The organism is Bradyrhizobium sp. LjRoot220 (genome assembly GCF_964252915.1).
Taxonomy (GTDB): domain Bacteria; phylum Pseudomonadota; class Alphaproteobacteria; order Rhizobiales; family Xanthobacteraceae; genus Bradyrhizobium.
In genome coordinates this window covers 81,715-99,933 of the sequence record NZ_CAXUPS020000016.1, presented here as the reverse complement: position 1 = coordinate 99,933, position 18,219 = coordinate 81,715, and the positions used below count along the sequence as shown (strand labels likewise).

18 protein-coding genes are annotated in these 18,219 nt (G+C 62.3%); 5 read left to right on the top strand and 13 right to left on the bottom strand.

Features of this window, described 5'->3' with window-relative positions; translation table 11 throughout:
- Positions 1-98 precede the first annotated feature (98 nt).
- From ACSQ84_RS35230 to pucL, 3 genes are all read right to left on the bottom strand, one after another.
- The gene (locus ACSQ84_RS35230) at positions 99-365 is read right to left on the bottom strand and encodes a DUF3551 domain-containing protein (protein WP_436216350.1); all 267 of its coding nucleotides are present in this window, start codon (positions 363-365) and stop codon (positions 99-101) included.
- A gap of 153 nt (positions 366-518) precedes the next feature.
- Complete coding sequence (locus ACSQ84_RS35225; RefSeq protein WP_436216349.1) at positions 519-1,061, bottom strand: cupin domain-containing protein; 543 nt, start codon at positions 1,059-1,061, stop codon at positions 519-521.
- 58 nt (positions 1,062-1,119) lie between these two features.
- Positions 1,120-1,962, bottom strand: a complete 843-nt coding sequence (gene pucL / locus ACSQ84_RS35220; RefSeq protein ID WP_436216348.1) for a factor-independent urate hydroxylase — start codon at positions 1,960-1,962, stop codon at positions 1,120-1,122.
- Positions 1,963-2,149: 187 nt separating this feature from the next.
- Between pucL and ACSQ84_RS35215 the strand changes: the two genes are divergently transcribed.
- Complete coding sequence (locus tag ACSQ84_RS35215) at positions 2,150-3,013, top strand: solute carrier family 23 protein (RefSeq protein WP_436216347.1); 864 nt, start codon at positions 2,150-2,152, stop codon at positions 3,011-3,013.
- A gap of 216 nt (positions 3,014-3,229) precedes the next feature.
- Here the strand turns inward: ACSQ84_RS35215 and uraD are convergent, their stop codons facing one another.
- The 8 genes from uraD to ACSQ84_RS35175 all read right to left on the bottom strand — a co-directional run bounded on the left by uraD (position 3,230) and on the right by ACSQ84_RS35175 (position 9,946).
- Positions 3,230-4,108, bottom strand: a complete 879-nt coding sequence (uraD, locus tag ACSQ84_RS35210; protein ID WP_436216346.1) for a 2-oxo-4-hydroxy-4-carboxy-5-ureidoimidazoline decarboxylase — start codon at positions 4,106-4,108, stop codon at positions 3,230-3,232.
- A 14-nt stretch (positions 4,109-4,122) separates the two neighbouring features.
- The gene (puuE, locus tag ACSQ84_RS35205; protein ID WP_436216345.1) at positions 4,123-5,061 is read right to left on the bottom strand and encodes an allantoinase PuuE; all 939 of its coding nucleotides are present in this window, start codon (positions 5,059-5,061) and stop codon (positions 4,123-4,125) included.
- Position 5,062: 1 nt separating this feature from the next.
- The gene (locus ACSQ84_RS35200) at positions 5,063-5,476 is read right to left on the bottom strand and encodes a DUF3830 family protein (RefSeq protein ID WP_436216344.1); all 414 of its coding nucleotides are present in this window, start codon (positions 5,474-5,476) and stop codon (positions 5,063-5,065) included.
- Positions 5,477-5,596: 120 nt separating this feature from the next.
- Positions 5,597-5,893 (bottom strand): hypothetical protein, encoded by a 297-nt coding sequence (locus ACSQ84_RS35195; protein ID WP_436216343.1) that lies wholly within the window; start codon positions 5,891-5,893, stop codon positions 5,597-5,599.
- Between the two features lie 102 nt (positions 5,894-5,995).
- Entirely contained in the window at positions 5,996-6,856 is an 861-nt protein-coding gene (locus tag ACSQ84_RS35190) for an aldose 1-epimerase family protein (protein ID WP_436216342.1), read from the bottom strand.
- A gap of 5 nt (positions 6,857-6,861) precedes the next feature.
- Positions 6,862-7,689 (bottom strand): carbohydrate ABC transporter permease, encoded by an 828-nt coding sequence (locus ACSQ84_RS35185; RefSeq protein ID WP_436216341.1) that lies wholly within the window; start codon positions 7,687-7,689, stop codon positions 6,862-6,864.
- Positions 7,686-8,585 (bottom strand): carbohydrate ABC transporter permease, encoded by a 900-nt coding sequence (locus ACSQ84_RS35180; RefSeq protein WP_436216340.1) that lies wholly within the window; start codon positions 8,583-8,585, stop codon positions 7,686-7,688. Before ACSQ84_RS35180 ends, ACSQ84_RS35185 begins: the two co-directional genes overlap by 4 nt.
- Complete coding sequence (locus ACSQ84_RS35175) at positions 8,582-9,946, bottom strand: ABC transporter substrate-binding protein (protein ID WP_436216339.1); 1,365 nt, start codon at positions 9,944-9,946, stop codon at positions 8,582-8,584. The genes ACSQ84_RS35180 and ACSQ84_RS35175 overlap by 4 nt, the downstream gene beginning before the upstream one ends.
- A gap of 163 nt (positions 9,947-10,109) precedes the next feature.
- Here ACSQ84_RS35175 and ACSQ84_RS35170 point away from each other — a divergent pair, with 163 nt between their 5' ends.
- From ACSQ84_RS35170 to ACSQ84_RS35155, 4 genes are all read left to right on the top strand, one after another.
- Entirely contained in the window at positions 10,110-10,853 is a 744-nt protein-coding gene (locus tag ACSQ84_RS35170; RefSeq protein ID WP_436216369.1) for a FadR/GntR family transcriptional regulator, read from the top strand.
- A gap of 118 nt (positions 10,854-10,971) precedes the next feature.
- On the top strand, positions 10,972-12,045 hold the full coding sequence (locus ACSQ84_RS35165; RefSeq protein ID WP_436216338.1) for an LLM class flavin-dependent oxidoreductase: 1,074 nt from the start codon (positions 10,972-10,974) through the stop codon (positions 12,043-12,045).
- A 79-nt stretch (positions 12,046-12,124) separates the two neighbouring features.
- Positions 12,125-13,102, top strand: coding sequence for an NADPH:quinone oxidoreductase family protein (locus ACSQ84_RS35160; protein WP_436216337.1), 978 nt, complete (start codon positions 12,125-12,127; stop codon positions 13,100-13,102).
- 416 nt (positions 13,103-13,518) lie between these two features.
- Complete coding sequence (locus ACSQ84_RS35155; RefSeq protein ID WP_436216336.1) at positions 13,519-15,822, top strand: hypothetical protein; 2,304 nt, start codon at positions 13,519-13,521, stop codon at positions 15,820-15,822.
- An 82-nt stretch (positions 15,823-15,904) separates the two neighbouring features.
- Here the strand turns inward: ACSQ84_RS35155 and ACSQ84_RS35150 are convergent, their stop codons facing one another.
- Positions 15,905-16,837 (bottom strand): CHAD domain-containing protein, encoded by a 933-nt coding sequence (locus tag ACSQ84_RS35150; protein WP_436216335.1) that lies wholly within the window; start codon positions 16,835-16,837, stop codon positions 15,905-15,907.
- A 176-nt stretch (positions 16,838-17,013) separates the two neighbouring features.
- A complete protein-coding gene (gene uxuA / locus ACSQ84_RS35145; protein WP_436216368.1) occupies positions 17,014-18,204 on the bottom strand; it encodes a mannonate dehydratase in 1,191 nt (396 codons plus the stop codon).
- Positions 18,205-18,219 lie beyond the last annotated feature (15 nt).

Below are 18,219 nucleotides of genomic sequence, written 5' to 3'. Positions count from 1 at the left end.
CGTGCCCACCAACACACTCATAAGCGAAGATGGTGGGCACGGCGCAAGCGCGCCTTTGCCCACCCTACGGACTGAATCCGAACGACCCACGGATGAATCTAGTAGGCGCGAGGATACCGCCGGTGAGCCTGCTCCCGCGGCAGTTGCGCATTCGCATAATATGGATTGGCGAGGCACACGGCGCCAAGGCCCGACGCCGACGCCTTGCATTGTGCCAGCGAGCTGTAAGCGCATTCGATGTCGCTTCCTCCCCAGCGATAGTGCTGCAGGCAGACCGGATAGTTGCCGCCATAAGTCTGGGCCAGCGCCGGCGCCGACGTCACAACGGTGACGGCCGTCAAAATCAGCAAAGCCGGAATGCGCATCGGAACCTCCATCGGATGGACGTCACAGCGTCAATCCATTGAACCAGACAGGCCATATTGCCGACAGTCAATTCACATTCCCGCGCAGGTCATCGAAAGCGCGTTGCGCTGCGTTCGGTCCATGTCCGGGTCGGGTCATTCGCTACGCCGCGACTAGGCCGCCGGCGGTGGAGGCACCGGAATGAGTCCGTAGCGCAGCATCGTTGATTTCATTTTTGCCGGATCCGGCGCGCCACCGCTCAACAGCGCGGATATCTCCTTGAAGTAAGACGGCCCCAGCACCCCGGGGGTAAGCGTGCAAAGGCACGTTGCCGGTTCGGCGGTGTTATTCGTAAAGCCGTGGACGACGCCGCGCTTGATGAAGAGGCTTACGCCGGGCGCCACGTTGATCTCCGTGCCATCGATGCGCCAGGTTGTCATTCCCGCCAAGCCATAGATGATTTCGTCCCAATTCTCGTGATAATGCGGCACCGGCATGCGCGCATTCGGCTGCAGCGTCATCTCGAACATATCGAGACTGCCTCCGGTCTCATCCTTGGTGTGCAGGAACCTGAGCTGCAGCGTACCCATATCGATCAATTCCGGCATGGGTTCCTCCTTTTCTTCAGAACCTTGGATAAGTCTCGTGCCCCGGACGCAGCGCAGCGCGTAAGCGGTGCGCTGCAGAGCCGGGGCCCACATTTCCACAGTTAGCATGGGTCCCGGCTCTGCGGAGCAGCGTAAAGAACGCTGCACCGCGTCCGGGACACGAGGACTATCCCCGCCCCACCGTGCATTCGATCTGGCCGTGCGGCTCGTCGGTCGGCAGGAATACGTCGTTGTTGTTATCGAGCCCGAATGCCGACAGGTTGATCGGGATGAAGTGCATGTTCGGGCAAGCCATGCTGATCTCGGAAATCTCCGGCACCGCCGCCAGCGCCGCCTCGCCCATCCGGTACAGGCTGTCCTGCACGCTCTTGCTGTAGGTCGTCGCGAACACTTCCAGCGCCGTATCGAGAATCTTCCTGTTGGTCGCGGGGTAATTCGCAGGTTTGCCCGACCATTTCCACGACGCCACCATGCTGGTCGCGCACATGCGGTCGGCGGTCGGCGGGATCGTGGTGTAGGCGTCCGTGACGTAATTCTCCCAGCCCGACTGCGTCGCCTTCATGAACGTAAACCCGTCGATGCCTGATGCCATCGTGGTGGCGCCGCCGCGGACGGCGGACAGTTCAACGGTGGGCTTGCCGTTGCTGTCGAGGACGAAACTGTGCGGATGCGGCTTGCCGCCAAAACTGAGCCGGCTCCATTTGGTCTCGTGCACGGTGAGCGCGACCGAGGCGATCTGCGGATAGGTGTCGAGATATTTCTGCGCCAGCACCTGGCAAAATTCCTCGGTGCAGAGACCGGTGTTTTCACGCGCGATGACGTTGACGACGTTCTTGATGGTGTCGGTCGACACCGAGGCAGAATTGTTGCCGTGGGTGTAGGTGCGGGCAAAGTCGCCTTCCATCATCGCCTTGACGTTTAGTTGGCTGACCTCGTGGCTATCAGCCTCGCGATGGATGCGCATCACGCGGACGCGGCCCTTCCCGTATCTGTTCTTGATCAGCGGCACGTGGCAGCCTCCAGTTCGACTGACAATTTTGCGGGACGTTGATCGCCCGATATGGTCCAATATTGAGCAACGTTCGTGCCATTGAGCAAGTGCTTGGGCAGGCTCCTGGAGGGTCTCCTGAGCAAGCTCTGGCACGGGCCTTGTAACGGTTCGCATGGGCCGGGCGCGCGTGCCAGGGGAGCCATTCATGACCACCACCACCGAACTCCATCCGGTCGACCAGACGCTGCCGGCGCCACGGCTGCTGGCGCTCGGCCTGCAGCACGTGCTGGTCATGTATGCCGGCGCGGTCGCGGTGCCCTTGATTATCGGCCGCGCCCTGAAACTGCCGCCGGAGGACGTCGCCTTCCTGATCTCGGCCGATCTGTTCGCCTGCGGCCTCGCCACACTGGTGCAGTGTATCGGCTTCCCCGGGGTCGGCATCCGGCTGCCCGTGATGATGGGGGTGACGTTCGCGTCGGTTGGCCCGATGCTGTCGATGGCCGCCGCGCCTGACGTCGGCCTGCTCGGGATCTATGGCTCGGTGATCGCTGCCGGAATCTTCGGCATCCTTGCCGCGCCCTTCATCAGCCGGCTGCTGCCGCTGTTTCCGCCCGTGGTCACCGGAACCATCGGCCTGGTCAGCGTCACCGGGGTGCGCTCGCGCTGGGTCACGATTTCAGGCGGCGCCATCATGCTGCTGCTCGGGCTGTTGCCGAAGATGGCGGTATTGGTTGAAGCCGTGCCGCTCGTGGTGCTCGGCGGCGCCGGGCTCGTGATGTTCGGCATGGTGGCGGCGACCGGCGCGCGCATCCTCTCCACCGTCGATTTCAAGAACAACCAGTTCAACCTGTTCGTGGTCGCGATCTCCGTCGGCTTCGGCATGATCCCGCTGGTGGCGCCGAATTTCTTCAAGCACCTGCCGCATGGTCTGCATCCGCTGCTGGAATCCGGCATCCTGCTGTGCGCGCTGGTCGCCGTGGCGCTGAACGCGTTTTTCAATGGCCTTGGCAGCAAGGCGGCGGCAGAAGCGGATGCCGCGGCTGCAGCGTCATCGGCGCAGCATGTGTGAGGGCGGTCCTCATCCTGAGATGTAGGGTGGGCAAAGGCGCGCTTACGCCGTGCCCACCATTCTTGCGCAAAAGAAGTTGGTGGGCACGCTGCGCTTTGCCCACATACGGACTGAGGAGACCGCGAAGCGGTCGTCTCGAAGGATGGCCGCGGGCGAGATCGGGGCCTCATGGTTCGAGACGCGCGAAGGCGCGCTCCTCACCATGAGGGGAATGACCTAACTCCCCCGATACGTCGCGTAGCTCCACGGCGTGACCAATAGCGGCACGTGGAGATGGCCTTCGGGATCGCTTACCGAGAAGCGCAGCGGAATCTGGTCGAGGAACGGCGGGTCCGACATCGGCACGTTACGCGCCGCAAAATAGTCGCCGACGCGAAACATCAGTTCATAGCGCCCGATCGGCACCGGGCGGCCGCCGATCAGGGGCAGGTCGGTGCGGCCGTCGCTGTTGGTGACCGCGCGCGCCACCACGCGGGCTTGGCCAAGATCGGACAGTTCGGTGAGCACGACGGAAATGCCTGCCGCGGGCTTGCCGCTATGGGTGTCCAGCACATGGGTCGATAGCCGTCCGTGTATCGGGAGCTTGTCGTCCGCCTTCACCAGCTGGTCGAGACGCAGCGCCGCGATCCGGTATATTTCCGCGATCGAGGCCTGCGCCTCGGTCCTGACATCGTTCGGCAGCCGGCGTTCGAAATCGCGCAGGATGGAGTCCTTCGTGTGACGGCGCACGCAGACGATATAGGGGAAACCGAACTTTTCGCGGTAGGCATTGTTGGCGCGCTCGAACGCTTCAAATTCCGCATCCGACAACCGGTCGAGGCCGACGCTGTGCTGTTCTGCGTTGGATTCGGCCGTGAGGCCCGCGGCGCGCTGGGTCTTGCTGGCGAGATCAGGGTGCGCCTCGATCAGCGCGAGACGAATGTCGGCGGGCGCGCGATCGACCACTTGCTTCATCGCGTCGAACAGCGCATTTACGCTGACGAACGGCCGCGCGGCGGCCGCCTGTTCGGCGATCCAGGGGGAATACTCGAAGATATTGCCGAGCGCTTTGACGAACTCGTCCTTGCCGGCGATATTCAGATCGGAAAGCTTCATCGGCACTCCCTGACCTATCCGATATCGGCGGCGCTTTCGGCGAGATGGCTGAGATTGGCGTGCCAATGCTGCGCGATCTGCAACCGCGTCGGCACCCAGACGCCGTCATGCCTCATGACATAATCGAGGAACCGCATCAGCGACGCCGCACGGCCGGGCCGGCCGACGACGCGGCAATGCAGGCCGACCGACATCATCTTGGGCGAGGTCGCACCTTCGGCGTAGAGCACATCGAAGCTATCCTTCAGGTAGGTGAAGAACTCGTCGCCGCCGCCAAACCCCTGCGGGTTCACAAAACGCATGTCGTTGGCGTCGAGCGTGTAGGGGATGACCAGATGCGGCGGCAATCCGCCCGACTTGATCCAGTACGGCAGGTCGTCGGCATAGGAATCGCACAGATAAAGCAGCCCACCGGCCTCCATCAAAAGCCGGAGCGTATTGATCGAGGAGCGGCCGGTGTACCAGCCGAGCGGACGCTCGCCAGTCGCCGCGGTGTGAACGCGAATCGCTTCGGCGATTTCCGCCCGCTCTTCGGTTTCCGACATGTCCCTGTGTTCGATCCATTTCAGGCTGTGGCTGGCGATGTCCCAGCCGGCCTCCTTCATGGCGGCGACCACTTCGGGATTGCGCTTCAGCGCCGTCGCGACGCCGAACACGGTGGCCGGCAGCTTGCGTTCGGTGAACATCCGCCACAGCCGCCAGAAGCCGGCGCGCGAGCCGTACTCGAACATCGATTCGATATTGGCGTGGCGCTTCCCCGGCCAGGGCTGCGCGCCCAGCACGTCCGACAGGAACGCTTCGGAGGCGCGATCGCCGTGCAGGATGTTGTTCTCGCCGCCCTCCTCGAAATTCACCACGAACTGCACGGCCACCCGCGCCTTGCCCGGCCATAGCGGATCGGGTGGGTTGCGGCCGTAGCCGCGGAGATCGCGGGGGTAGCCGGGCTCCGTCACGTCAGATTTCCTCGAAACGGATTTTTTGCGCACCCTTCCACAGCACGGTCTTGCCGAACGCGGTGAGGTTCTCCAGCCCCGAGGTCAGGGTGATGAAATGGTTGCCGGCGAGCTGGCCCATCTTGCTGGCGAAATGCACGCCGCCATAGGCGAGCAGGATTTCAGTTTCGCTGATGCCGCCGGGATAGAGAATGATCTGGCCCGGCGCGGGATAGCTGGTGTGGTTTTCGTAAGAGACGCCGAAATCGAGTTCGCCGAGCGGCATCCAGACCCCCTCGCCGCTCCAGCGGACATGGATGGCCTGGCTTTCGAACGGCATCGCCTTGCGAAAGGCGGCAACCGTCTTGGGCGCCAGTTGCTCTTCAAACCGGGCCTCGAAGGTGAAGTCGCCGGCGCGGACAATTAATTGGCTCATCGATCTCTTCTCATCAGGGGCTGCAAATGGGGTTCGGCATATCCATTGCAGCCGGGATTAGCGGAAGCAAGGACCATTCCGGCCAAAGTGTCGGTTTCGAAGACCTGACCTACTCACGGCCTACTCGCTTTTGGGCCGGCGGTCGTAAGACCAGCCGAAAATGCCGCCCCGCTGCACTTCCGGTTCCGGCGCCGGGACCGCCACGGGCGCCTCCCTGGCCTCGACCTGCGCAGACGGCGGCACCGGCAGGTTGTCGCACTTCATCGAATAAACCAGCTCGCCCTTTGCGGTACGGCCGATCGGGGCGCAGGCATCCGCGCGTGCCGACGTACCCTTGGATGCAGGCTTGGACGCCGATGGCGTTTGCGCCCAAGCAGGTGAAGCCATCAGCAACATGATCAGCGGGAACTTCTTCATCGGCTTCGCTCGCGACACACGTTCTCATGATTTGAACGCAGTCTATGACGGCCGTCTCGAAAACGGCTGCCGAATATTTAGCCGAATGAACCTCAATTGGCGTCAGCCGACGCGGATCCGGTAACCGAGCGATCGCTGTTCGCCGGGCGCGATCTGCATCACGCCAGGCTTGTCGGCGAACTCGCCATCAAAATCCGACGGGCTGGCAAAGCCGTGCCAGGGCTCGATGCAGACAAACGCCGCGCCGCCCGGTTTCGACCAGACACCAAGCTCGGAAAATCCTTCCCATGACATCTCGATCGACGGCCCATGATCGGCGGCATAGCGAACCGAACGGCTCGCGAGCTGATCGATAATGACCGCGTCATCGTCGAACAGCCGCTCCGAGAGGGGAAGAATCTTGCCGCGAACCGGCGACGGTTCCGCCTTTGCGCGTAGCAGCCCGCCGGCCAACCTGCGGATCGGCACGGTCTCTTGGTGCGAGAAGGTGAGCGCGTAGGCTTCCTTTTCCAATCCCGGCAGCAATGGCCAGTTGAACGCTGGATGTGCGCCGATCGAAGCCGGCAAGGTCTCATCGCCGCTGTTGGTGATATCGAAGGCCACTGTCAGACCGGCATTTTCAATCGTGTAAGTCACATCGAGCCGAAACGCGAAGGGATAACGGACGCGCGTCGCGTCTGAATCGACAAGCACCAGCTTGCACGACGTAGCCTCCTGCTCTGCCCACTCGAACCGGTGATCTCTCGCAAAACCATGCTGCGTCATCGGATAGGTTTTGCCACGGTGCCGCAGTTGATCGTTCTTGAGGCGGCCAACGATCGGAAACAGCAACGGCGAATGGCGCGGCCATGCAGGCCCCGCCTGCCACAGCAGCTCGATCCCTTCGGCATTTCTGAGCGAGCACAGTTCAGCGCCGTCGGCCTTGATGCTCGCCTCAATAGCGCCGCTGCGAAGCGTATGCATCGCTCTCACCCCTTCACGGCACCCGCCGTCAACCCGCTCACCAGATAACGGCGCACCGCGAGCGAAAAAATCAGCACCGGCGCCATTACAAGCGATCCGCCCGCGGCGATCTTGCCCCACTCCCACCCCTCATAATTCATGAAATTGACCACCGCAACCGGCGCCGTGCGCGCATTGGTCCGCGTCAGGATCAGAGCAAAGAAGAAATCGTTCCAGGCGTAGAGAAAGCAGAGGATCGCGGTCGCGGCGATGCCCGGCGTCACCATCGGCAACACGATTTCGAGGAACACCGTTCGCGTCGACGCGCCGTCGACCAATGCCGCCTCTTCCAGCGACGACGGCACGGTCTCGAAGAACGGTTGCATCATCCAGACCACCAGCGGCAGGTTGAAACTGGTATAGACCAGCACCAGCCCGGTCACGGTGTCGAGCAGGCCGATCCAGCGATAGAACAGAAAGAACGGAATCGTGAACGCGATCGGCGGCGCCATCCGCGTCACCAAAATGGCAAAACTCAGGCCGTGCTTGCCGCGACCCGACCAGCGCGACAGCGCGTAGGCCGCGGGCACCCCGAGCAGCAGCGCCAGCACGGTCGAGAACGACGCGCTCATCAGGCTGTTGCCAAAGGACGCGGCGAACGCGCCGTGCAGCAGCGAGGTATAATGTTCCAGCGTTGGCTTGAAGATCAAGGGCGGCGGGAATTGCAGGATCAGGTCGTTGGGCTTGAAGCTCATCTGCAGCAGCCACAGGAACGGCGACAGCAGCACGAGCAGCGTCACGCCGATCGCAATCAGCCGCCTGGTGCTCGCCCTGCGATGGAAATGTCCGCTCATGCCATCGCCTCGCGGCGGCGGCCCATCCACACCACGCCAAAGCTGACCGCGACGACCAGAAGCAGCATCACGATGGTGACCGCGCTGGAATAGCCGATCTCGTTGAAATCGAATGCCAGCAGGTACGCATAGTAGTTGGTGACTTCGGTAACGCTGCCCGGTCCGCCGCCGGTCAGCAAAAACACCAGCGGAAACGCCTTGACGCTGTCGATCAAACGAAACATCGCCGAGATGATCAGGATCGGCGTAATGAAGGGTAGCGTGATATAGAAGAAAATCTGCAGCCGGTTGGCGCCATCGACCAGCGCGGCCTCGGAGAATTCCTCCGGGATGGTCTGCAATGCCGCCAGCACCATCAGGAAGGTGAAGGGCATCCATTCCCAGGTGTCGGCGATGATGATCGCGGTCAGCGCGAAATCGACACTTGAGGTCAGTGACGGCATGGTGAAATTCAATAGGCCGGCCGCGTAGTAGATCGGGCTGATGTCCGGCGTATAGATCAGCTTCCAGATCACAGCGACGACGATCGGCGGCAGCACCATCGGAATCAGGAAAAACGTGCGCGCGAATTCCACGATGCGCGATTGCGTGTGCAGCAATAGCGCCAGCAGCATGCCCAGCAGCACCTGGAACAGCACGCCCCAGAACGACAGTTTGGCCTGCACCAGCAGCGAATTGACGAAGCGCGGATCATCAGGCAGCAGGCGGTAGTTCCGCAGCGGCGCGCTGAAATCGGTCGCCGAGCCCGGATTGACCATCTGAAACGGCGTCAAGCTGGTCACCAGCAGATAGATCGCCGGCAGCACCGCGATCATGAACAGCACGATCAGGGTCGGCGCCAGCGCGAAAGCGTTGAAACGGCGGCGCTCGGCGTCGATCGATCCCCTTCCCGTCAAAGCGTGCTTCCGGCGCGCCGCATATTGGCCACCGCCTGTTCCTGCGCAGCGTTCATGGCGGCCGCACCGGCAAGCTGCCCGGTTGCCACCTGCTCGAACGCCTTGTTGAGAACGTCGCCGACGATCGGGAACTCCTTCACGGTCCGATAAGCCATATAGTTCTCGCCCTTGGCCGGAAGCCCGAGCACTTCAAGATACAACGCGCCGAGATCCTGGCCGTTGACCGTGTTGAGCTTGCGATAGGCCTCGCTTTCGATCACGGAGCGGCGGCATACCGATGAATGGCCGTGTTCTTTCACCAGCCGCATCGAGATTTCCGGGCTGACCGCCCATTTGATGAATTCCCACGCCGCCTTCTTGTTCTTGGCGTTCTTGGGGATGCCAAGTCCCTGGCTGTTCGCGGCCGGGCAATCGCGCACCGGGCCGGCGGGCATCCGCACCACGCGCGCAGTGTCCTTGACCCTGCTTTCATCTGATCGCAGCGTCGGCGTGATCCACGAACTGGAATGAATGAAGATATTGGAACGCCCGGTGAGCAGCGCTTGCCGCGCCTGATCCTCGGTGTAGGTGAGCACGCCGCGCGGCGCGTAGTTCTTCAGCAGATTGGCGTAGTATTCGATGGCCTGGATCGCCTGCGGCGAATTCAGCGCCGGCATAATATCGGCCGGCGGATTCTTGAAGATGTTGCCGCCGAAGCCCTGGATGTAGGGCGGCAGGCACCAGTGATGAAGCTGGAAGCTGACTATGCCGCTGACGTTGTCGGTGCCGTTGATCTCGGCGCAAACCTGCTGCAGTTCCGCAAAGGTTTTGGGAATCTTGAGGCCCTTCTTCTCCATCAAGTCCATGCGCGAGACGCCCATCACCATGGCCCCGCCTTCCCAGGAATAGCCGTAGGTCCCGCCTTTGGCGTCGCGGTAAGGCACCTGCGCGCCCTCGACGAAATCCTTCGGATTCCAATCGGCCGGCGTCAGGTTCGGATCGCCGGTGAACTCATCGAGATTGGAAAGCAGCCCGGCCGCTACCCAGCGCGAGGCCAGAATGAAGGTGACATTGACGAAATCGAAGGCCGAACCACCCGACGCCAATTCGAGATTGGCCTGCTGGTTGTAGACCGGAAACGAGGAGAGCTGCAGATCGACCTTCATGCCGGTCTGTGCTTCGAACTCGGGGATATAATTCTGCAGTAGCGTGAAGAACCGGTGCTGAAACGACGCCCCGCGTAGCGTAACCCCGGCAAAGGGCTTGGTTTGCGCAATCACGGGCATCGGGAAGGCCGATGCGCCGAGCGTGGCGGCGCCGGCCTGGAGCAACTTCCGGCGGCTGATGGTCGAGGCAATATCGGTTGGTTTGATCCTGGTCATGGCGCCCTCCCTGTCGATTTTTGGATAATATGACCGACATAAAATGGACTGTCAAAAGGAGCGTGGCCAGGTATCAGCACTAAAAGTGGTTGGATTTGGCGACAAACCACAATAAAGCAGACAATATAGCCAGAATGCGACGGTCGGCGGACCCAACGGAGATATCGAACTGCGCCAATCCAACACCCATGTCGCGCGCGAGATCGCCAAATTGATCGTCACCGGCGTGTGGCAGGAAGGCTGGACGTTGCCGCGCGAGATCGAGCTCGCCGTGCAATTCGGCGTCAGCCGCACCTCGATCCGCGAGTCGCTCTCGATCCTCAAGGCCAAGGGGCTGATCGCCGCCCGCCAAAAGGCCGGCACGCATGTGCGCGAGCGCATCAACTGGAACATGCTCGACGCCGAGCTTTTGGAATGGACGTGGGATTTGCGGCCTCGGGAAGAATTTGCGCGCCAGATGATGCAGGTGCGCCGCATCGTTGAGCCGGAGGCCGCGGCCATCTGTGCCGAGCGCGGCTCGGATGCGGACCTTGCCCGCATCGAACGGGCCTATCGCGAGATGGACGCCGCCGGCATGGACAGCCGCGCCTATTCCGAACCGGATCTACGCTTCCATCGTGGCATCCTGACCGCGACCGGCAATGATTTTCTGGTCGCGTTCGGCGCCACCGTCGAGGCGGCGCTGCGCATGTCCTTCGATCTGTCGACGCTGAATCCGGGCGCGCCGCGCAAGAGCCTGCCTTACCATCGAGCGATACTCGACGAGATCTGGGCGCGCAACCCCGATGGCGCCCGGCGCGCCATGCATCGGCTGATGGATCTGACCGAGCGCAACATTACCTCGGCGCTGCTGCGCCGGAAGAACGGCGAAGCGATGGCGGATGCGGGCCGCGAAGCCGACGCGTAGCGTTTCCTGATGGGCGCCTTGCAAGGCAGACACGGCTCGCAGCCTGCGAATTACTTGCATTCCCCCGTTGTTGCGCGTTTCATTTGGGCCAAAGAATTGAGCGCCCGAGGAAACAGCCATGCCAGCGAAAATCATCGGTATGATCGGCACCCAGCAGGAGGGCGTCGCGGTCCACCTGATCAAGGGCCAGATATCGCGCGAATGGGTGATCGATTTCACCCGCCTGCATGAACAGTGGAACTACGATTCCGTGCTGGTGGGATATTATGCTTCCGCCGCCGAAGGTTTTGCGATCGCGCTGTACGCGGCCGATCACACCGAGAGAATTAAATTCCTGATCGCGCATCGTCCGGGCTCGGTGGCGCCGGCACTGGCGGCGCGGCAGATCGCAACCTTCGACCAGCTGACGCAGGGGCGGATGGCGCTGCACGTCATCGCCGGCACCAGCGACCAGGACCAGGCCAGCGAAGGCGATTTCCTGCCCAAGAACGACCGCTACCGCCGCGCGGCTGAGTATCTCGATGTGATGCGCCGGATCTGGACCAGCGACGGCCCGTTCGACCACAAGGGCGAGTTCTATCGCATCGACGGCGCCTATTCGGACATCAAGCCGTTTCAGCAGCCCTATCCCCGCCTGTTCTTCGGCGGCTCCTCGGAAGGCGCGTTGAAAATGGGTGCCGAGCATTGCGACGTGTTCGCGATCTTCGGTGAGCCGCTGGCCGAGACCCGCGCCCGCGTCGACGATTTCCGCCGCCGCGCTGCCGCGTTCGGACGCAGGGCCGATTTCAACATGTCGTTGCGCCCGATCATGGCGGACAGCGAAGGTGCGGCATGGGACAAGGCGCACGCGCTGCTGGCGGACGTCGAACGCAAAACCGGCGAAGCGCCGAAACCAAGCAACCATTCCAGCGAACGTCTGCTTGGCTACGCCGCACGCGCCGACGTCCATGACGAGCGGCTATGGATGGGGATCGCGCGCGCCACCGGTGCGCCCGGCAATACCTCCTGCCTGGTCGGAACGCCGGAACAGATCGCAGCCGCGGTGCTGGAGTATTACCGGCTCGGCATCCACTCCTTTCTGCTGCGCGGATTTGAAAATCCGCACGACACGATGGCGATCGGACGCGACCTCATTCCCTTGATCAAGGCCGGCGCCGAGGCGATCGACCGGCAAGCCGAGGCGGCCGAGTAGCGTCGCGCATGAGAATCCACAAGCACCGCAGCAGGCCGGCCCGCAGCTCGGCGCCAGGAAAGATTTTGGGGATGATTGCATGAAGGCCGTGGTGGTTGAGAATTACGATTCGATTGACGGCATCTCCATCAAGGAGATGCCAATGCCTGATATCCCGCCAGGCCAGGTCCGCGTCCGGATCGGCGCCGCCGCAGTCGGCTTCGTCGACGGGTTGAAGGTGCAGGGGCTTTATCAGACCAAGGACCCGCTGCCGTTCGTGCCGGGCACGGAATTTGCGGGTGTGGTCGATGCTGCAGCCGACGATGTGGCCGCGTTCAAGCCGGGCATGCCCGTGGTCGGCATGGTCAGGTCCGGCGCGCTCTCCGAGTACATCTCGGTTCCGTCGGCGGCGCTGAAGCATTTGCCGGCAAAGATTCCGTTTGAGGCCGGCGCCTCGTTTCAGGCAAATTATCTGACGGGGCTGTATGCGCTGAGCGCGCGCGCCGACCTCAAGCCGGGCGAAACACTGCTGGTGCTGGGCGCGGCAGGCGGCGTCGGCATCGCCGCCGTCCAGCTAGGCAAGCTGATGGGCGCGAAGGTTATCGCGGCTGCATCGACGCCGCAGAAACGCGAATTCGCTGCCGGTTACGGCGCCGACGAAACCATCGACTACACCGCGGCGAACTGGCGCGACACGTTGAAGGCGCTGACCGGCGGCAACGGCCCGGATGTCATTTTCGACCCCGTTGGTGGCGAGGTTGCGCTGCAGGCGTTTCGCTCGATCGCCTGGCGCGGACGGCACCTCGTGGTCGGGTTTGCGTCAGGTACCATTCCGGCCCTGGCGTTTAATCTTCCGCTACTCAAGGGCGGCGCCCTGCTCGGCGTCGATCTGGCGCAAATCCAGAAGCGCGAGCCGGAAACGCATGCCCGCCTGATCGCGCAGCTGTTCGACTGGCTCGCCTCGGGCCAGTTGAGCCCCGTGGTCGGCAAAGTGGTGCCGTTCGAGGATTTTCGCGAGGCTTTCAAGACCATGCAGTCGCGATCCGCGCTGGGTAAAATGATCGTCAAATTCGCTTAGGGACAACCGATGCCGCCAGCGCCTACCGCGGCGAATTGAAGGCCCGGGCGATCCCCCTCGTCGCCGGCAAGTTTTCCCCAATTCGCCACAAGTCGGCCGCGCGGGACTAAAGCGTTTGAGGGGGCATGCTCTCGGACTTGATCCGGGGAAGGAGATCGGTTCGCGTTAGCGAAACAGGTCAAAGCACCAGTGCCCGCGACAATCCGGCGCGGCCTCGATCACGAAATTGCAATCCCCGGCTGCGCTGCTTTGTGAAGCCACGCGCTTGACAATACGCTAACCTATGGTTGTCTTTCTCGACCTGATATCCGTCTCTTTATTTTTTGCGAAGTCGCGAACGGCGTTTTGAACGGACAATGGCTTGAAGCAAAACGCCTGCCCGGCCGTTTCTCGCTCGTGGTGCGCGGGGGGATTTCATGTCAAGGCGTTTCGGCGTTGGATTACTGGTCGCCTGCGTGACTGCGGTCGTGGCCCCGGCGGTTCTGGTACTCGTTGTTACGGGTTACTTCCACCGGGACATGATCGATTCCATCTACAAGAACGTCGACGACATTTCCGACGCCACCGAGATGCCAACGACCGTGACCTCATTCCAGTCCAGTCCTGAGGTCGTCAGCACCCTTGGCGGCAGCGGCGAAGGGCTGAACTGCAGCCTCCCCGGACTGGCCAACATGTTCTTCGACGACATCAAGAGCGAAGGTGGCCAACGCGCCCTCGTCCTGCAACGCTTCCGGCAGGCATGCGTTTTTCACGATCTGTGCTATCGCCATGGCCTGGCCACCTATGGCTACAACCAGAATGATTGCGATCGCATTCTGCAGAACGCCGCTCTTCGGCTCTGCTATGTCTGGAATCCGATCGATAAAAAGGCACGCTGCCAAACCGAATCAAAAATGGTTCTGGCGGGTGTCAGCCTGGGCGGCGCGGACGCCTATCGCGCCTGGGACCGGTCGACCTATTTCGAGTTCGAGCCCGATCCCTCGCGATCCAGCAGATTTCTGGTCAGCCGGGTGGTGGATCATCCGTTCAAGGCTGTCGATCGCGACAAGTACAAGGACGATCCGGATCAAGTCATTCTGACTTTCGACAATGTGCGGTCCAACCTCACCGTCACCTGTGTCACCTGCAAGGACGCGCCCGTTCTCACCCCGACCAGTGACCGATACGACCTCAGCGCCGAGCTCCGATCGGTCGGCCTCAAGCGAATTCCGGAAGGCCTGCTCAAGGCCGGAAGTCCCGATCTGTCTGCTACCAATGCAGTCTGGCTGCCACCACGCCGCCGTCACGCGGCGCCACATCTGCTGGTCGACAGTGCGGGCAAAAATCATCTGATCTGGATGACCAGGAACAATCCGGGAGACACCGTCTCCTGCATAGTCCTGGCGGATGCAGCCAAGTTGTTGACCCACACATTGCCGGAGCGGGACCGTTGCTCCGAGGAAGCGGGTTCACGGCTTTCCATGGTCGAGGTCGACATGCATGCGACTTCGCCGCTTCCCATGGAGATTCCGGCACGGAGTTCAAAAGACAACGTATTTGCAACCGCAATCTCCGTGAAGTCGAAGCGCAACCTGGGCTTTTGTTCGCGGTCCGCATCCAGAACCATCGATGAAAAGGCGGGGAACGACGACAAAGCCGAATGCATTGAATTGAACGATGTGAAGGTTTTCGATGGCGCCGGTCTCGGCGCCTTTCAGAACTTTGCCATTGTGCGGCCGGGCCAGCTCGTTCTGTTCGCGCGCAATGTTGCGGTGGCCGCCACACCGGCATCTGCATGGACCAGGTTTTCTCAGAATATCTGGGGCGTCAAATACTCGCCCAGCGGCGCCATGCTGGTGATCGATGTCGCCGCGCCCTCCTCGGAGAAAGGGCCTTTGATGCCCAAGATCAGGAAAACGGTCAGGTTCAACATCGAAGATCGCTTTGATCCGATGATGCCGATCACGCGGAGAAGAGACGATCTACGCTTCCTCAGCCTGGAGACCACGGACAAGGAGGTCGGCGTCCGCGTGATTGACTTTGCGAAGGAGGACCCTGCGGTCGGCGACGTGAGACTTGAGATGAACGGAAGCAAAGCAAGCTTGCATCGATCCTGGGCATCGCGGCCCGTGCTTGTGCTCGAAACACGGGAAGCGCATCCCAAAACCAAGCTTGTCTTTTCCCGCGGAGCTATTGCGGCGAACCCGCACGCGTCCGTCGACAATGATTCTGATATCGTCGAACCGCCAAATCGGCCTTTCAACCGCACGAAACCGCAAACCGAGTCGCTGGCCCTGGAAACCCTGATATTTGAACGCGATGCGGCGCCTTCTTCTTCCGGCAAGCCGTTCGTGAAGACGAGCGCGGCGAGCTGCATGGTGAAATACACGTTCAGGCGCCACGAAGAGTTCCCGTGCTATCGCAAATTCGATGCACAGCGCCCCATGCGGGCATCGCCGGCAGCCAGAATGCAGGCATCCCAGCTGCTGGTCGGGCGCTTCGCCGGGCGAGACGGATACGGCATCGCTTTCCCCGAGTTTTGCGCGAGTGGCCCTCCCATCATTCTAAGACAGAACGGCGACGGCAGTCTCGGGCCAGAGGAGAGCTCGACCGGCGACGCAGGCACCTTCACGCGCGAGGTCACTTGCCGACCGCTCGATTCGAACGAGTATGTCAGCGGGCCAATCAAATCCGCGCCGGATATGACGATATCGGCCGCCGACTGGCCGTACGAACCTTAAGACGGCAACCGTTCAGTTCTCGCGCTTGCTGCCCTGCACGCGTTTCCTCCGCGACTTTCGTTTGATCCGGATCAAGCGCCGGTCAGCATGCTCCAGCGTCCTTGAGGCCGCGATAGGCCGACAGCGCGGCTCTCCGCAACTTTTGGCGTTGCCGGCGATAGCCCGGCGGGCGGCTTTGGCCTGTATGACCGCCTTCGGCCGACAGTCCGGGCCTCGCGAAGCGCTTGAGATCGCGAAGATCGCCCAAGGTGCGCTGCAGCTGCTTTGCAGGCCTGTGGACGTGACGGAATTCACCATGGCCAAACACCGGAACGATGTCTGTCAGCGCCTCCAGCATGTAGCGAAAGCGCTTTGCCCTGATCCGCAGCCGGTGGCGATCGGAATCGCCGAGGGTTTTGAGCCGTCGCCCGTTGCGGATCAGCCGCCGGCGCCAGCGATTGAGTTCGCCTTCGCTATAGGCTTTCAGTGCCTCGACGGGTTTGCGGCGCGCATTCCGCTCCCAGCGTTGGCGCCACGGTCCGCCTTCGATCCAACCGGACATCGCCTCGATCAGGTCGTGAAACCGCAGGGAACGCAGGCTGCGAATCATCCGGCGATGATCGCGCGTCTGACGCGCATCGAGATCCCCGCCGGTCATGCGTTGCGCCCAGGCCCGGTACCGTTTGCGGCGCGCGTACTCCAGCACCACGTCGCTGTCGCGGGCGGCGCCGAGCGAGGCGTTCAGCCATGCAATCTGCTTTTTCAGGCGCCGCCATTCCACATCAACCGTGATCGGCGCGAAGAAGGACACCGCGGCCCGCAGCCGGGTGATGGCGACACGGATCTGATGCACGGCTTCCGCATCGCCGGCGCAGGCGCTGCTGTGATGCAGCCTGACCTTGCCGACGCAGTCCAGCGCGATTTTCTGGAACGCGGTCGCACAATCGAACTGCACCGTCGAAGCCGCCGTTCGCCGGCCCTGCGGTGAGGTTTGGTCAGCGCCCTTCATCTGCCGCACCGATGGCTGGCCAGGCATTTCCCCTGCCGCACCGCAAAGGTTTCATCCCCGTCACGCGCTCCGATCGTCTCGCCTAACATGGCCTGACCCGCCGCAAGGCGCCAGCCCGTACGACCGGCCAAATCATCAAGACTCCGTCCACGATCGGTCGCGCAGTAACTGTTTGATCGCGCGATGGTTTTGGAGCGGTAAGATCAGCCCGCGTGCTCGATGGCGCGGATCGCGCCGCGCAGTTCGGCGAGGCCCCGCAGCCGGCCAATCGCGGTATAGCCGGGATTGGTGCGCTTGGTCTCGGCGAGATCATCGAGCATGCGATGGCCGTGGTCAGGCCGGAATATGATTTTTTCACCTGCCGAACGTGTCCGGTTCTCCGTCAGCAACGCCTTGAGAACCGCGATCATGTCGACGTCGCCATCGAGGTGGTCGGATTCGAAGAACGACAGACCGTCAGCCTCGCGCCTGGTCGCGCGCAGATGTGCAAAGCCGATCCGCGGCGCGAACTGTTTTGCTATCGCCGGCAGATCGTTCTCTGCACGTACGCCGAGCGAACCGGTACAGAAGCAGATGCCGTTCGCCTTGGAGGGAACCGCATCGAACAACGCCTGATAATCTTCCGCCGATGAAGCGATGCGCGGCAGGCCGAACAGCGGGCGCGGCGGATCGTCGGGGTGCAACGTCAACGTCACGCCGAGCGCCTCTGCCACCGGCGTGACACGCGCCAAAAACTCGATCAAATGCTGGCGCAGCACCGCGGTGGTGACTCCGCTATATTGCAGCAAGCGGTCACGGAACTGCGGAATCGTCAGGGGATCGGTGGTCGATCCCGGCAACGCGCTGGCGATGTTGGTGACGAGGACATCGATATCGGCCTGCGTCATCCGCGAATGAACCTCCCTGGCGCGACGCCGCGCAGCCTCGGAATATTCGGCCGGCGCTTCCGGCCGCTGCAGGATGTGCAGATCGAATGCCGCAAAGCGCTCCTGGTCGAAGCGCATCGCCCTGGCGCCGTTCGGCAGTTCCCATTCGAGGTCGGTGCGGCACCAGTCAACCACAGGCATGAAATTGTAGCAGACGATCTTGATGCCGGTCGAGGCCACCGCCTCCAGACTCGCGATCCAGGCTTCGATCGAACGCGTCGCCTTGCCCCCGAGCCGCTTGACGTCGTCAGGGATCGGAATCGATTCCACCACCGACCAGATCAGCTGCGAACGGCCGGGCTGGCTGTTCTCGATGATATTCTTGCGTTCCTCGACGCCGGCGCGCGTCCAGGCCTCGCCGATCGGCACCTGATGCAGTGCGGTCACCACGTCGGTGGCGCCGGCCTGGCGGATATCGTCGAGCGACACTGGATCGTCCGGTCCGTACCACCGCCATCCCTGCAGCATCATGGCAAATCTCCC

What these genes read in the sequence shown, in the direction of transcription:
- ACSQ84_RS35225 (WP_436216349.1), bottom strand. Translation starts at nt 1,061, where the DNA reads ATGCTAACTGTGGAAATGTGGGCCCCGGCTCTGCAGCGCACCGCTTAC.
- ACSQ84_RS35195 (WP_436216343.1), bottom strand. Translation starts at nt 5,893, where the DNA reads ATGAAGAAGTTCCCGCTGATCATGTTGCTGATGGCTTCACCTGCTTGG.
- ACSQ84_RS35185 (WP_436216341.1), bottom strand. Translation starts at nt 7,689, where the DNA reads ATGAGCGGACATTTCCATCGCAGGGCGAGCACCAGGCGGCTGATTGCG.
- uxuA (WP_436216368.1), bottom strand. Translation starts at nt 18,204, where the DNA reads ATGCTGCAGGGATGGCGGTGGTACGGACCGGACGATCCAGTGTCGCTC.
- ACSQ84_RS35155 (WP_436216336.1), top strand. Translation starts at nt 13,519, where the DNA reads ATGTCAAGGCGTTTCGGCGTTGGATTACTGGTCGCCTGCGTGACTGCG.
- ACSQ84_RS35160 (WP_436216337.1), top strand. Translation starts at nt 12,125, where the DNA reads ATGAAGGCCGTGGTGGTTGAGAATTACGATTCGATTGACGGCATCTCC.
- ACSQ84_RS35230 (WP_436216350.1), bottom strand. Translation starts at nt 365, where the DNA reads ATGCGCATTCCGGCTTTGCTGATTTTGACGGCCGTCACCGTTGTGACG.
- ACSQ84_RS35215 (WP_436216347.1), top strand. Translation starts at nt 2,150, where the DNA reads ATGACCACCACCACCGAACTCCATCCGGTCGACCAGACGCTGCCGGCG.
- ACSQ84_RS35165 (WP_436216338.1), top strand. Translation starts at nt 10,972, where the DNA reads ATGCCAGCGAAAATCATCGGTATGATCGGCACCCAGCAGGAGGGCGTC.
- ACSQ84_RS35175 (WP_436216339.1), bottom strand. Translation starts at nt 9,946, where the DNA reads ATGACCAGGATCAAACCAACCGATATTGCCTCGACCATCAGCCGCCGG.
- ACSQ84_RS35200 (WP_436216344.1), bottom strand. Translation starts at nt 5,476, where the DNA reads ATGAGCCAATTAATTGTCCGCGCCGGCGACTTCACCTTCGAGGCCCGG.
- ACSQ84_RS35150 (WP_436216335.1), bottom strand. Translation starts at nt 16,837, where the DNA reads ATGCCTGGCCAGCCATCGGTGCGGCAGATGAAGGGCGCTGACCAAACC.
- ACSQ84_RS35190 (WP_436216342.1), bottom strand. Translation starts at nt 6,856, where the DNA reads ATGCATACGCTTCGCAGCGGCGCTATTGAGGCGAGCATCAAGGCCGAC.
- uraD (WP_436216346.1), bottom strand. Translation starts at nt 4,108, where the DNA reads ATGAAGCTTTCCGATCTGAATATCGCCGGCAAGGACGAGTTCGTCAAA.